Source organism: Methylobacterium sp. (genome assembly GCF_019745455.1).
Lineage (GTDB): Bacteria > Pseudomonadota > Alphaproteobacteria > Rhizobiales > Beijerinckiaceae > Methylobacterium.
The window spans coordinates 31,217-44,393 of record NZ_JAIETD010000034.1; the positions used below are offsets into that span (position 1 = coordinate 31,217).

A 13,177-nucleotide genomic window follows, 5' to 3' on the forward strand; every position below is an offset into this window, starting at 1 on the left:
GCTCTCGGCGTCCTGGCTCGAAAATCTTTGCCAGCGGCTGAACGCCTTCCCGCGAGCATGCGTAATCCGATTACGTAAGCACAAAATCCTACTTAGGTAAATTAATCATAAACTATTCCACGTTGAATTCGCGCTAGACTTCGCCATCAAATCCTATCAATTGATAACGACGTCAGTTGATCTGGTTTCGCCGATACAGGCTCTTGAAAACAATGATTAGAGTCGAGCACGACTTTCTGGCTTCGCTTTCTGACGGGGGAACGGTCGTCACGAGCAACGGCGGTGTTGCGATCAATGGCGACAGCAAAGTCGTCCGTGGCGCCAATGCCGTGGGTGGAGCTCAAGGCAATGGATCCCAGACGCGCGGCAGGGGCCGATCCAGCCGAAAGTCCTAAATCCGCCCATCATCGCAGAATTCTGCACGACCGCGAAACCGCGCTGCGTCGGCAGTCACCTACCCCTCGCAACCGCCAATCGCGGTGGCAGCCTAATGGCTGCGCCGTTATGCGGTCGCGGAGCGGGCAAGCCGGGTCGGTCCTCGAAGAGGGTTGGCTCGATCACAGCTACTCGATTGCAAGGAGGCAACCCATGACCAAGCTCGATCTCACCACCATGACCACGATCTCCGGCGGCGGCTACGGCGGCGGCGGCGGCGGCGGCAAGGCTAGCAACGGCGGTGTCGCGATCAACGGCAACGGCAACTACGTCGCCTACGGCAACACCACGAACCAGAGCTCGAACAGCGGCTCGTCCAAGAAGTCCTGATCGCCTCGCCGATCGAGACCGTGAACGCTCGCTGAAGCGAGCGTTCATGCCATTCAACGGTCGATGCAGTGCAGGACGGCAGACGTCGATTGATTTCATTCTCTAGGCCGTCGCGGTCCATTGCGACTCCCTGGTGATCGACTGCGTAGTCGCGCATTGCGAGCGCGTTAATCTACTTACGTAATTCTACTTATCCTCAACAATATTCATCCTAGGGTAGACGACGCTTAATTCAGTGTGCACTGAGAGGCACGGAGTTAACCCTAATAGCTCCGTCGACCACCTGAGGATTGATCACATGCGCAAGCTCGACCTCGATACCCTGAAGACCGTTTCCGGCGGCACCAAGAACTACGGACATGACAAGGGCCATGACAAGGGCCACGGCAAGGGCGGCAAGGGCAAGGACAAGTCCTGATCCTTTAAGAGCTTCGGCATGCGGGAGGCTCCTCCCGCATGCCGGCACTTACAAGCATCCGTTGCGCTGGGACGGCACTCTTAACCTGTCGAAAAGCGGGTTGCGTTAGGGATGTCGTCACCATGGACGAGATACCCGCCCTTCATCGACGCATCGCGAGCCTGCCACTGGCAGCCCGACGACATGCATTGCGGGCATCGTGGCTCGTCAAAACCGGCTTCGGCCGACATGGCGGTTTCGGCCTCGACACGACGCTCTGCAAAACCTTGCGGCTCGGTAACCGCGAATCCCGGCGCCTCGACCGAGAAATCGCCTTTCACGACACCCTGACCGAACTCGAGTGGCTCTCCCTGCTCGTCCGCAGCACGGACGAGCTCATCGCCGATGCACGCCACGTCAGCACCGAGGGCGAGGCCACCCTGGCCCGCGCTGCCGCATCCGGAGCGCCGGTGATCCTCGCGCCGCTCCACATGGGCAATTACGTCTTCGGCCTCGCTGCCACGATGAGGACCTACTTTCCCGGCCGGCGGATGCTGATCCTTCGCGCCCGCGACGACCACGAGGCCGACACCCGGGTGATGGAACGCATCCGGGAGATCGGCACCGAGATGCGCTTCCTGCAGGTCTCGGACAAGGCGAGCTACGCCGAGGCCGTGCGCTTCGTGCGCCAGGGTGCCGTCGTCATCTATTTCATCGATCTGCCGCCGAGCTATGGCGGCCCCGTCGACGTGAACCTGCTCGGGCAGCCGATGCAGCTTGCCCTCGGCATCGACTCGCTGGCCCGCGTCGCCAACGCGACGGTGGTGCCGCTCTCCGTCACGTCGTCCCTCATCGGAGACACCGTCCATGTCGGGCGGGCCTTCGAGGTCGTGGATGTCGGCCGTGCCGAACGCATGCGGATCGCTGGCTTGGTCTCGCGCCATGTGGAGGGCGCGATCCTTCGGGCACCGGGGCAGTGGCATCTCTGGCCGCGCCTCGACGAGTTCGTTCCCGTTTCCATCGCCGCGCCGGAAGCCGCCGAATGACCTCCGCTGCCCCCGACTCGCCAGCTTCCGCGCCACCGAGCCTGGGCAACGCAGCCCGGGCGCTCGGCTCGTCGATCCATGTCCGTCAGGACCGCGCGACGACCTGGCTAGCGATATTGTGCGGCGCCCTCGTCGTCGTCCTGATCTTCGTCACCACGCTCGGCCACTTCGCCCGAACCGAGGCGGTTCGCGGCTACACTTCTGCAGCCTCCGGATTGTCGCGCCTCGACGCGCAGGTGAACGGCGTGGTCAAGGCGGTCCATGTGCCCCTCGGCGGCCTCGTCGCCGCCGGGCAGCCGATCCTCACGATCCGGCTGCGGGAGGTCACGAGCAACGGCATCTCGACCGTCGGCGCAGCCGCCGCGAGCCTGCGCCAGAAGCGCGCCAACCTCATCGAGAGCCGGACACGCCTCAACGCCTTCCTCGAATCGAGCGCAGGCGACAGCAGCCAACTCACAGAAACCCTCGACAACGTCATCAAGGCCACGATCCAGAACGAGGAGGACATCCGCCGGGCCCATGGGCGCCAGGAAGAGATGGTCCGCCGGGTGCGCAAATACGTCGCCGCCGGCTACGCGACCCGCGATGCCCTGAACAGCTACGAGCGCACCGCCTTCGACTACGCCCGCCAGCTCTCCGAGATCCGGGTGCGGCGGGCAGAGCTGACCCAGCAGAGCACCGAGCGCGTCCGGACGCTTCAGCAGCTCGTCCTCGAGAAGCAGTCGCAGCTCTCGACCATCAACAGCGAGCTCGGCCTCGTCGAGGCGCAGCTCGCCGGAACCAGCGCGCAATCGGAGATCCAGATCATTGCGCCCTTCGCCGGGCAGGTCGCGGGGCTGATGGCGGAGGTCGGCTCCGCGGTCCAGGCCGAGCAGGTCGTGGCCGTGGTCGGCGATCCCGCCGCCGAGCCGGTCGTGGTGCTGGAGGTGCCGTCCCGCGCCATCGGCCTCGCCAAGGTCGGCCAGCGCGTGGTGCTGAAATACGATGCCTTCCCATTCAAGGTCTTCGGCGTCTCCCACGGTACGATCACGTCGATCGCCTCCTCGCCGATCAAGGCGCCGACCGTGACGTCGGACAAGGAGGGCATGACCGATGGCCGCCCGGCCGCCGCACAGGCCATGGCGCAGCAATCGGTGTTCCGGGTCGAGGTGAAGCCGGAATCCAAGGTGATCCACGCCTATGGGCGCGACGAGGCCATCGCCCTCGGCTCGACCCTGTCGGCGGATATCGTGATCGAGCGCCGGCGCCTGATCGATTGGGTCCTCGACCCGATCCGGGCCATGCGCGGGCGGGGTTGAAGACGATGTCGTTCCTGAGCCGGCGCCGGGCCGTCAAGCCTATCCTGCAGAGCGAGGCCAACGAATGCGGCCTCGCCTGCCTGGCGATGATCGCAAACTACCACCGCCACGACGTCGACCTGACCTATATGCGGACCCTGTTCCCGCTCTCGCGCAGCGGGATGACGCTTGCCAACATCGTCGAGGTCGCCGGCTCGCTCTCCCTCGACGCCCAGGGCTACGGGCTGAGCAATGTCGGCGAGCTCGCCAACCTGTCGGTCCCCGCCCTGCTCCATTGGCAGGGCAACCACTTCGTGGTGCTGGAGCGCATCGTCGGCGACACCTACCACGTCCAGGACCCGCAATTCGGTTTGCGTCTCTACCAGCGCGCCGACATGGAGCGCTACTTCTCCGGCGTCGCCCTCGAATTCGAGCCGCGGATCGATTTCAGCAAGGTCGAGGCGAAATCGGCCACGAGCTTCTTCGAGCTGTTCCGCTCGATCCGCGGCCTCGGCAACGTGCTCGGCCAGATTACGATCGTGTCGCTCGCGATCGGGCTGCTGGCGCTCTCGACCCCGATTCTCCTCGAGATCGCCCTCGACACGGTGATTCCGCAGACGGATCTCGATCTTCTCACCGTCCTCACCATCGGCCTCGGCTTCTTCCTCGTGTTCGAGGCGATCGCCAAGGGCCTGCGCGACTACATCACCCTGCGCTCCTCGATCCTGCTGCAGATCGCGTTCACCCGGAACGTGGTCGGCCATGCCATGCGGCTGCCTCTGAAATTCTTTGAGTCGCGTCATCCGGGCGACTTCGTCGTAAGGCTCGATTCGATCGAACACGTCAAGGCGAGCCTCGTCGGCGGCCTCGTGGCCTCGGTGGCGGACGCGCTGATGTCGGTCCTGATCGTCGGGCTGATGTTCTACTACTCGCCTGCGATGACGATGGTCTCGCTGCTCACCCTGGTGGCGGTGCTGGCTCTGCGCTTCGTCTCCTTCCCGGCTTTGCGCCGCTATACGGACGCTTCGCTCGACGCCCATTCGCAGGAACGCTCGCTGCTCCTCGACGGCCTTCGGCGGATCGAGACCCTCAAGGCGCACAACACCGCCGAGCTCTTCACCATGCGGTGGTTCGAGAGCTTCGTGCGCTTCGCCAATACTGACTTCCAGGCCCGGAAGGCGGCCATCGCCACCGAGCTGTTCATCCATGTGGCGATCGTGCTCTCGACGGTGCTCACCCTCTACATGGGCGTCACCGCGGTGATGAAGAGCACGCTCTCGGTGGGCATGCTCTACGCCTTCTTCGCGCTCAGGAACCACTTCTTCGAGATCGTGAACCTGCTCACCACCAACCTCCTGCAGTTCTCGATCATGAAGGTGCACTTCAAGCGCCTCGACGACGTGATCGGCGAGGAGGTCGAGCCCAACGCCGACGTCGCCGCCATGGACCGGCGCATCCGGCGCTCGGTGAGCCTCGAGAACGTCATGGTGCGGTTCGGCCGCGCGGACAGGCCTCTGCTTCAGGACGTCAACCTCACGGTCGATCTCGAACGCAAGGAGTCGATCGCGATCCTCGGCCTGTCGGGCTCCGGTAAGTCCTCGCTCCTCAAGATCATCGCCAGCCTGCATGAGCCGGCTGACGGCCGCCTCCTCGTCGACGGCCAGCCCATCGGCCAGTTCGGCAAGCGGGAGTTCCGAGCCAATCTCGGCGCGGTCTTCGCCGATGACGGCGTCTTCGCCGGCACCGTCGCCGACAACCTTGCGATGTTCGATCCGGACGTGTCGATGGCGGCCATGGTCAAGGCCTTGGAGACCGTCGGCCTCGCCGAGGAGATCGAGCGGCTGCCCCAGGGCTTCGCCACCCTCGTCTCCGAGGAATCCAGCATCCTCTCCACCGGCCAGCGCCGCCGCCTGCTTCTCGCCCGCGCCCTGTGCCGTCAGCCGCGCCTGCTCCTCCTCGACGAGGTCACGGCCAATCTCGACCCGGCCACCGAGCGCGCGCTGGTGGAGGGCCTGAAACGGGTGCCGGCCGCCAAGATCTTCGTGACCCACTCGGAGATGCTGCTCGACCAGGTCGACCGCGCCTTCCGGGTCCAGGACGGGAGGCTCGTCGAGGTTACACGCCCGCCGATGGCGCTCAGCGCCTGAGACGCGGTCGAACCGTACCGCTGACAAGTCTCGTCAGCATACTACTCCCGGGATCACCTTCCGCTTATGGCTCTCAGCGACCGGTAGAGGGCGCAACATCCTGACCGAGCCCGGAAGCGATCTCAGCGACGCAGGAAGGGAGCGGGTCCACCAAGCCCGGCGACGTGCTCGCGCAAGGGGCGCAGCCGAAGCGGTTCCTGTCCGCCGCGCAGGGCCACCGCCGGTGCGACCGCCTTCGGGGACGCCGGCTTGATCGCCGGCATCTTCGCCTCCGGCAACGGAGCCGGCCTCAGCGACGACGGAAGCGAGAGGCCGGAACGCTCCAGTGCCGCCTGAGGGATTCCGGGAATCGGCTTCGCGGCCGATGCGGTCCGGGCGATGCTTCCCGTCGTGAACGGATCGGCCACCGGGCTGCGCAGGGCAATCGGGCCGTCGAGGCCGGGACCGGCCGGGCCGAGCCGGCCCATGGCGGCGGCGAGCACGTAGGCGAGCCGGTCGCGCTCGGCCTCGCCCGTGGCCAGGAGGATCTCGGCGATCGCGAGTTCCGAGCGGCTGTTGAGTTCGTCGATGACGGTGCGGAACCCCGCTCCGCGCTCGATCTCGTAGCCCCGGACTGCTGCGCGCAGCGCTGCGACCCGGCCGGCCAATGTCGCGACCTGCGCCTGGTAGGCGGCGCGCCGCTGGAACACGACCCGAGCGCTGGTCACCGCACGCAGCACCGCATCCTCGGTGTCGTACCATTTCTGTCTGGCGAGGGCCGAGGCCTCGGCGATCCTCGGAAACGCGCCGGGTTCGTAGAGGGGAATCCGGGCCTGGATCTGGGTCGTGGTCTCGCGGATGCTGCGAAGCGTCGGGGTGATGTCGGTCTGGCGCCCATGGGTGAATTGAAGGCCGACGGTGGGGAGGAGCGCCCCCTTGGCGGCTTCGACGAGGTACCCGGCCGCCTGAGCATCGAGGCGCGAGGCAGCGAGGCGCGGGTTCTCGCCTCTGACGATGGCGGCGATCTCCACCTCGCTACGCGGAAGCGGCGGCAAGCGCGGCGGCGCCAGACGATCGGCCGGCAACGAGGTGATGCGGGTGAAGTCGAGCTCCGACGCCCTGAGGTCGGCGACGGCGAGCTCGACGCCCGCGCGCGCATCGGCGACTCGGGAGGCGGCGAGCGCGGCATCCGTGAGGGTCGCGTCGTTGACGGCAACCTGCGCCTCGACCCCCCGCTGGATGAACAGGATGCTCTGAAGCTGGCGGTGGCCGAGGATCTTGCGGTCTCGGATGACCGCCAGGTATGCGGACGCCGTCTCGAGAAGGAGTTGCTGGCGCACGTCCTGAGTGATGTGCCGGCCGGCATCGGCCAGGGTCCGCGCCGACAGGAGCGTGTTCCAGCGCTGGAAGCCGTCGAAGAGCGGCAGGTCGACGGTGATCCCGTATTGGTTCGGCCGATAGCGCGGCGTGGAATCGACCCCTGCATCGAAGACCGGCAGGTCGGGATGGTACTTGATCTTGCTGGCGAGCGGTTTCGAGCCGACGAGCGCCACGCTCGGGAGAAATGCGTCGATGCTGCCGCGCAGGCGCGCTTCCGCTCCCTCCTGCCGCGCCGTGTCGGATCGCAGCACGAAGCTCTGATCGAGTGCCCAGAGCTGCGAGGTGTCGAGATCCTGCGCCATCGCCGGAAGACCGGCGGCGACTGCGATCGCAGCCGCCAGCAGAGGGCGGGCGGTCCCGCATCTCCGGCGACGCACACCGCATCTCGCGACTTCCCTCGATCGCACCGGACGCAGACTCCTCGATCGATTGGCAAGGCGAGATCGGCGGGTCAGTGCCTACACCTATGTTATGGTTGGTACGCCGCTAAAAAATCCTTAACCATGATCGCCCGGAACAGACCTGAGGAGGCGGATCGGTTGACCAATTGCGGCGCTGGCCCGGTCGGACCAAGCTGTTGATCGTCGTTGAGAAATGACCCGTCTTGCCCTCACGACCGGACTCAGCCGGCGTCTTGGCCCTATGCCGGACCGATGCGTCAGCGACCGCTCTTCCGCACGGCATCGGCGATGACGACGCTCCTCGGGATCAGACCAAGATCCCGGAACGTGTCGGCGATGCGCTGCTGGCCGGCGATGACGTCCGCGTCGAGGGGCCGGATCCCGTAGGCCTGACGCTTCAGCGCAACCGCCAGGATCGGGGCCGGGATGCCGACCGAGGGTGCAAGTTCCTGAGCGACGGCATCGGTGTTGTCCTTCGCCCAGGCGTCGATCTCGCCGATGCCGGCGATGACCGCATCGAGGGCCTGCGCCTGCTCGTTCACGAAGCTCCGGGAGGCGAAGTAGAATTGGTGGTTCGGCACGAGCCCGGTGCCGTCGGCAAGAACGCGCGCGCCGGTCGCGGCTTCGGCCGCTGCGAGGAAGGGATCCCAGATCACCCAGGCATCGGCCGCTCCGCGCTCGAAGGCCGCCCGCCCGTCGGCAGGGGCGAGATAGACCGGCGTGATGTCGCGGAGCGAGAGGCCGGCATGCTCCAGCGCCCGCACGAGCAGGTAGTGGACGTTCGATCCCTTGTTGAGGACGACTTTCCGACCCTTGAGGTCGGCGACCGACTGGATCGGGCTCCCCTTGGGGACCAGGATGGCCTCGCCGCGCGGCGCTGCCGGCTCGTGGCCGATATAGGTCAGGACGTCGCTCGCTGCCTGCGCGAAGATCGGCGGGGTCTCGCCGGCGGCGCCGACATCGATGGCGCCGGCGTTCAGGGCTTCCAGAAGCGGCGGCCCGGAGGGGAATTCCGACCATGCCACGCGGTAACCGAGGGCTTCGAGCCGGGGCTCCAGGGTGCCGCGCCCCTTGAGCAGGACCAGCGTGCCGTATTTCTGATACCCGATTCGTATCACACGCTCCTGCGCCTGCGCCGTCCCGACGGCGACGCAGGCGAGAAGGAAGACCGCGAGGAGCCGCCAGGAACGACGTGCGAGGCCGCGCAGGACGCGGGTGGAGGTCGGCATCGGATCGGTCCTTCTCAGCGAGCGGTCAGTGAGCGGAAATGCGGCGCGTCGGAACGAGGTCGTTGGCCATGACCTCGCCGAACGGCCCGTCGTTGCGGGCATTGCCGCGGGCGGCACCCGTGGTGGAGCGCAGGGGAAGCTTCGGGAAGACGAGCTCGGCGAAGCGGTAGGCCTCTTCGAGATGCGGGTAGCCCGACAGGATGAAGCGATCGATGCCGAGCTCGATGTACTCCTTCATCCGGTCTGCGACCTGGTCTGCCGAGCCGACGAGGGCCGTGCCGGCGCCGCCGCGCACGAGGCCGACGCCCGCCCAGAGGTTGGGCGAGACCAGGAGCTTCGAGCGGTCGCCGCCATGCAGCGCCATCATCCTGCTCTGGCCGACGGAATCCTGCCGCTTGAGCGTCGCCTGCGCCTTGGCGATGGTCTCGTCGTCGAGACGCGAGATCAGGCTCTCGGCCGCTTCCCAGGCGGCGCTTTCGGTCTCCCGGACGATGACGTGCAGGCGGATACCGTAGGAGAAGGACTTGCCCCGCTTCTCGGCGGCGGCACGGGCCGTGGCGATCTTCTCGGCGACGCCGGCCGGGGGCTCGCCCCAGGTGAGATAGACGTCGCAATGCTCGGCTGCGACCTCGATCCCTGCCGGCGAGGAGCCGCCGAAATAGAGCGGCGGGTAGGGTTGCTGCACCGGCCCGAAGATAACCCGGCCGTTCTCGGCCCTGAGATGCTTGCCCTCGAAGCTGACGGTTTCGCCGGCCATCAGGCCCCGCCAGATGTGGAGGAACTCGTCGGTGACGGCGTAACGCTCGTCATGGTCGAGGAAGACGCCGTCGCCGCGCAGTTCCACCGGATCGCCGCCGGTGACGACGTTGATGAGGAGGCGGCCCTCGGAAAGCCGGTCGAGCGTCGCGGCCATGCGCGCGGCCATGGAGGGCTCCTGCAGGCCGGGGCGGACGGCGACGAGGAAGCGCAGGCGCTTGGTGAGAGGCACCAGCGCGGAGGCGACGACCCAGGAATCCTCGCAGGAGCGGCCTGTCGGCAGCAGCACGCCGTAATAGCCGAGGTCGTCGGCTCCTTGCGCAATCTGACGCAGATAGTTCAGCGAGACCTCGCGGGCGCCCTCGGCGGCGCCGAGATAGCGCCCGTCGCCATGTGTCGGCAGGAACCAGAGAACGTCGGTCTGTCCGGTCATCGGTAACTCCAAAGGGAACGATGCTCAGGCGCGGCGGCCGAGCAGATGATCGAGGATGCGGCCTTCCAGCGCCGCAAGATGAGGATCGCCGCGGCGACGCGGCCGGGCGGCGTCCACGGGAACGTCGAGGGCGATGCCACCGGCCTCGATAACGAGGATGCGGTCGGCGAGTGCCACCGCCTCGCCGACGTCGTGCGTGACGAGGATGGCGGTGAAGCCTTGCGTCCGCCAGATCCGCTCCATCATCGACTGCATGTCGATGCGGGTCAGGGCGTCGAGGGCGCCGAGCGGCTCGTCGAGGGCGAGGAGAGCGGGGCGGCTGACGAGGGCGCGCGCCAGGGCCACGCGCTGGCGCTGACCGCCCGACAAGGTCGCGGGCCAGACGCCGGCCTTCGCGCCGAGCCCGACCTCGTCGAGCACCGCACTGGCCCGCGCCCGGCGCTGCACCCGGCCGCCGCTGCGATCGAGCCCGACGGCGACGTTGTCGATGACCCGTGCCCAGGGGAGGAGGCGCGGCTCCTGGAACATGATCCGCTGCGTCGAACGCCCGCTCCCGTCACCGACCGTGACCTCTCCGGCGCTAGGCGTCTCGAGGCCGAGGATGAGCCGCAGCAGGGTGCTCTTGCCGCAGCCGGAGCGGCCGACGATGGCAACGAACTGCCCCGCCGGGATATCGAGGTCGAGATTCTTGATGACCGGCGCGCCGCCCTCGAACGCCTTGGTGACGCCCCGCAGCGTCACGGCCGAGCCTCTGCCCTCCGTCTGGCGAAGGGGTGGGCCGCTGGCGAAACGGGCTCGTTCGTTCCCCTCCCGCTCGGTCCTTGCCTGCTCAGCGCGATTCTGGCCGGCCATGTCGCGGAAATGGAAGGCTGCGGATGCGGTCATGGTGATCTCGTCGAGGGGCGCGGGTCTGGCGGATCAGGCGTTGCGATAGGCCGGGTTCCAGGAGAGGCAGGTCCGCTCGAGGAGCCGCGTCAGGCTGTCGGCGGCTTTGCCGAGGGCGGCATAGATCAGGATCGCCAGCACGACGGTGTCGACGAGCATGAACTCGCGGGCCTGCATCGCCATGTAGCCGAGGCCGGAATTGGCCGCGATCGTCTCGGCGACGATGAGGGTCAGCCACATGACGCCGAGGGCATAGCGAAGGCCGACGAAGATCGAGGGCAACGCGCCGGGCAGAACCACCCGGCGGAACAGCTCGAAGCGCGACATGCCGTAGACCCGGCCCATCTCGATGAGTTGCGGATCCACCGAGCGGATACCGTGCAGCGTGTTGGCGTAGATCGGGAAGAACACGCCCAAAGCCACGAGGAAGAGCTTGGCGCCCTCGTCGATGCCGAACCACAGGATCACCAGGGGTATCAGCGAGAGATGGGGCACGTTGCGCACCATCTGCAGCGTCGTGTCGGTGAGCCTCTCGGAGATCCGGGAGAGGCCGTTGGCGAGCCCGAACGCCAGTCCGATGCCGCCACCCACCAGGAACCCGGATGCGGCCCGCGCGAAGCTGACCCAGAGATTGGTCCAGAGTTCTCCGGTACGCCCGAGATTCCAGCCGGCGGCCGCCACGTCGAGGGGCGCAGGCATGAAACGGGTCGAGGCGAGCCCGAGCGAGGCGGCGGCCTGCCAGCCGAAGATCACGGCCGCCGGCAGGAGCCAGGGCACCAAGCCCCGCAGGTCGAGCCGCGGAAGCCTGATCCGGGACGGCAGAACAGTATTGCGGGTCGGGTAGGGAATCGCGGAATCAGCCATGGCGCTCACCCGTTCCCCGGCGTTTCGCCGGGCGGCGTCCAGACGATGTCGGCGACGCGGATCGGTCGCGGGATCACGCCGAGGGCGTGGAAGCGGTCGGCGATGCGCTGCTGCTCGGCGACGACGCCGGCGTTCATCGGCGCGATGGTGTAGCGGATGCGCCCGACCGTTCGCTCGGTGGCATCGAGGGGCACTCCGGTGACCTTCGACAGGCTGAACGCGACCTTGCTCCTGTTGGCCTCGCACCAGACGGCGACCTCGCTGAGCGCCTCGATGGCGGCGGCGACGATGGCCGGATTGGCCTGGGCATAGGTCTTGTTGGCGAGGAAGAAGTTGTTCGTCGGGATGATGTCCGAGGCCTGCACGAGGACCCGCACGCCCTCCCCCCGCTCGGCAATGGCGAAGTAGGGGTCCCATACCGTCCAGGCATCCACAGCGCCCCGAGCGAAGGCGGCGGCGCCGTCGGCAGGCGCCAGGATGACGGGCTCGATGTCCTTGTAGGTCAGTCCCGCGCTCTCCAGCGCGGCGATGATGAAGTTGTGTGCGCTCGATCCCTTGGCGAAGGCGACGCGCTTGCCCTTGAGCTCGGCCAGGGTTCGGATCGGCGAGCCGTTCGGCAGGAGGATCGCCGAGCCCGAACCGCCGCCCGGCTGGGCCGCCGCATAGACGAGATTCGACCCAGCCGCCTGTGCGAAGATCGGCGGCGCGTCCCCGGTCTGTCCGAAGGCGATGCTGTTGAGGCCGAGGGCTTCGAGGAGCGGCGGGCCGAAGGAAAACTCGACCCAGCTCACGGTGACGCCGAGGGGCTTCAGCTTGGCCTCGATCGCACCCTGTTCCTTGGCGACGACGAGGATGCCGTTCTTCTGGTACCCGATGCGGAAGGTCGTGTCCGCAGCGCGGGCTGCATGCGGCAGGGCAGCGCCCACGAGCGCGGTCGCCAGAAGTGAGCGTCGGGTCAGCATGTGAGCCCGGTCCTAGCGTGCGGCGACGGCGGCGAGGCCGGCCAGCGACAGCCGGCCCGCATCGAGAAGAAGGCCGAGATCGGCCGCAGCGGCCTGCGCACGTGCCAGTACCCCTCCATCGACCACGACCTCGTCGACGATGTCGTCATCGCCGGCATAGACGGCGGTCGGCGCGGTATGGGCAGTGAAGAATCCGAAGAGCGGCCGCAAGGCATGCTCGACGACGAGGGCGTGGCGAGCCCCACCGCCAGTGGCGGCGAGAATGACCGGCTTGCCCGCGAGCGCGTCCGGCTCGACGAAATCGAAGATGTGCTTGAACAAGCCCGAGTAGGAACCCTTGTAGACCGGCGTTCCGACGATCAGCGCATCGGCGCCTTCGATCGCCTCGATGATCCGCGCTGCAGGAAGCGGCAGCGCCGAGCGGCTCGCCACGGCGATCCCCGGCCCCGCATCGACGAGATCGTAGATCTTGCACTCGGCCGGCCGCAGCCGCCCGACCTCCGCCGCGATGGTCTCGACGAGAGCGCGCGTCCGCGAAGGACGATGGGTGTTGCCGGAAAAGGCGACGATCCGAAGGGGCATCAGGGGCGTCTCTAACGATGAGGATGAGATCGAACCGGCTTGTTTCCGGTTTGCATGCCGACCGTATTGCAGCC

General features: G+C 67.2%; 12 protein-coding genes. 4 read left to right on the forward strand and 8 right to left on the reverse strand.

Annotated elements, in window-relative coordinates; translation table 11 throughout:
- Positions 1 to 146 precede the first annotated feature (146 nt).
- Positions 147 to 344 carry a hypothetical protein gene (locus tag K2Y56_RS08385; protein ID WP_292506917.1) on the reverse strand — a complete coding sequence of 66 codons (198 nt, stop codon included), beginning with the start codon at positions 342 to 344 and terminating at the stop codon, positions 147 to 149.
- A gap of 244 nt (positions 345 to 588) precedes the next feature.
- Between K2Y56_RS08385 and K2Y56_RS08390 the strand changes: the two genes are divergently transcribed.
- The 4 genes from K2Y56_RS08390 to K2Y56_RS08405 all read left to right on the forward strand — a co-directional run bounded on the left by K2Y56_RS08390 (position 589) and on the right by K2Y56_RS08405 (position 5,632).
- Positions 589 to 765, forward strand: a complete 177-nt coding sequence (locus K2Y56_RS08390; RefSeq protein WP_292506918.1) for a hypothetical protein — start codon at positions 589 to 591, stop codon at positions 763 to 765.
- A gap of 540 nt (positions 766 to 1,305) precedes the next feature.
- Positions 1,306 to 2,208, forward strand: coding sequence for a hypothetical protein (locus K2Y56_RS08395; RefSeq protein ID WP_292506919.1), 903 nt, complete (start codon positions 1,306 to 1,308; stop codon positions 2,206 to 2,208).
- The gene (locus K2Y56_RS08400) at positions 2,205 to 3,506 is read left to right on the forward strand and encodes an HlyD family efflux transporter periplasmic adaptor subunit (RefSeq protein ID WP_292506920.1); all 1,302 of its coding nucleotides are present in this window, start codon (positions 2,205 to 2,207) and stop codon (positions 3,504 to 3,506) included. The genes K2Y56_RS08395 and K2Y56_RS08400 overlap by 4 nt, the downstream gene beginning before the upstream one ends.
- Positions 3,507 to 3,511: 5 nt before the next feature.
- On the forward strand, positions 3,512 to 5,632 hold the full coding sequence (locus K2Y56_RS08405; protein ID WP_292506921.1) for a peptidase domain-containing ABC transporter: 2,121 nt from the start codon (positions 3,512 to 3,514) through the stop codon (positions 5,630 to 5,632).
- A gap of 122 nt (positions 5,633 to 5,754) precedes the next feature.
- Here K2Y56_RS08405 and K2Y56_RS08410 read toward each other — a convergent pair whose 3' ends face one another.
- The 7 genes from K2Y56_RS08410 to msuE all read right to left on the reverse strand — a co-directional run bounded on the left by K2Y56_RS08410 (position 5,755) and on the right by msuE (position 13,103).
- Positions 5,755 to 7,368, reverse strand: a complete 1,614-nt coding sequence (locus K2Y56_RS08410; protein WP_292506922.1) for a TolC family protein — start codon at positions 7,366 to 7,368, stop codon at positions 5,755 to 5,757.
- A gap of 281 nt (positions 7,369 to 7,649) precedes the next feature.
- A complete protein-coding gene (locus tag K2Y56_RS08415; protein ID WP_292506923.1) occupies positions 7,650 to 8,621 on the reverse strand; it encodes a sulfonate ABC transporter substrate-binding protein in 972 nt (323 codons plus the stop codon).
- A gap of 25 nt (positions 8,622 to 8,646) precedes the next feature.
- Positions 8,647 to 9,810, reverse strand: a complete 1,164-nt coding sequence (ssuD, locus tag K2Y56_RS08420) for an FMNH2-dependent alkanesulfonate monooxygenase (protein WP_292506924.1) — start codon at positions 9,808 to 9,810, stop codon at positions 8,647 to 8,649.
- A 24-nt stretch (positions 9,811 to 9,834) separates the two neighbouring features.
- The gene (locus K2Y56_RS08425) at positions 9,835 to 10,695 is read right to left on the reverse strand and encodes an ATP-binding cassette domain-containing protein (RefSeq protein ID WP_292506925.1); all 861 of its coding nucleotides are present in this window, start codon (positions 10,693 to 10,695) and stop codon (positions 9,835 to 9,837) included.
- Positions 10,696 to 10,728: 33 nt separating this feature from the next.
- Positions 10,729 to 11,559 carry an ABC transporter permease subunit gene (locus tag K2Y56_RS08430; protein WP_292506926.1) on the reverse strand — a complete coding sequence of 277 codons (831 nt, stop codon included), beginning with the start codon at positions 11,557 to 11,559 and terminating at the stop codon, positions 10,729 to 10,731.
- A gap of 5 nt (positions 11,560 to 11,564) precedes the next feature.
- Positions 11,565 to 12,521 carry a sulfonate ABC transporter substrate-binding protein gene (locus K2Y56_RS08435; RefSeq protein WP_292506927.1) on the reverse strand — a complete coding sequence of 319 codons (957 nt, stop codon included), beginning with the start codon at positions 12,519 to 12,521 and terminating at the stop codon, positions 11,565 to 11,567.
- A 12-nt stretch (positions 12,522 to 12,533) separates the two neighbouring features.
- Complete coding sequence (gene msuE, locus K2Y56_RS08440; protein ID WP_292506928.1) at positions 12,534 to 13,103, reverse strand: FMN reductase; 570 nt, start codon at positions 13,101 to 13,103, stop codon at positions 12,534 to 12,536.
- Positions 13,104 to 13,177 lie beyond the last annotated feature (74 nt).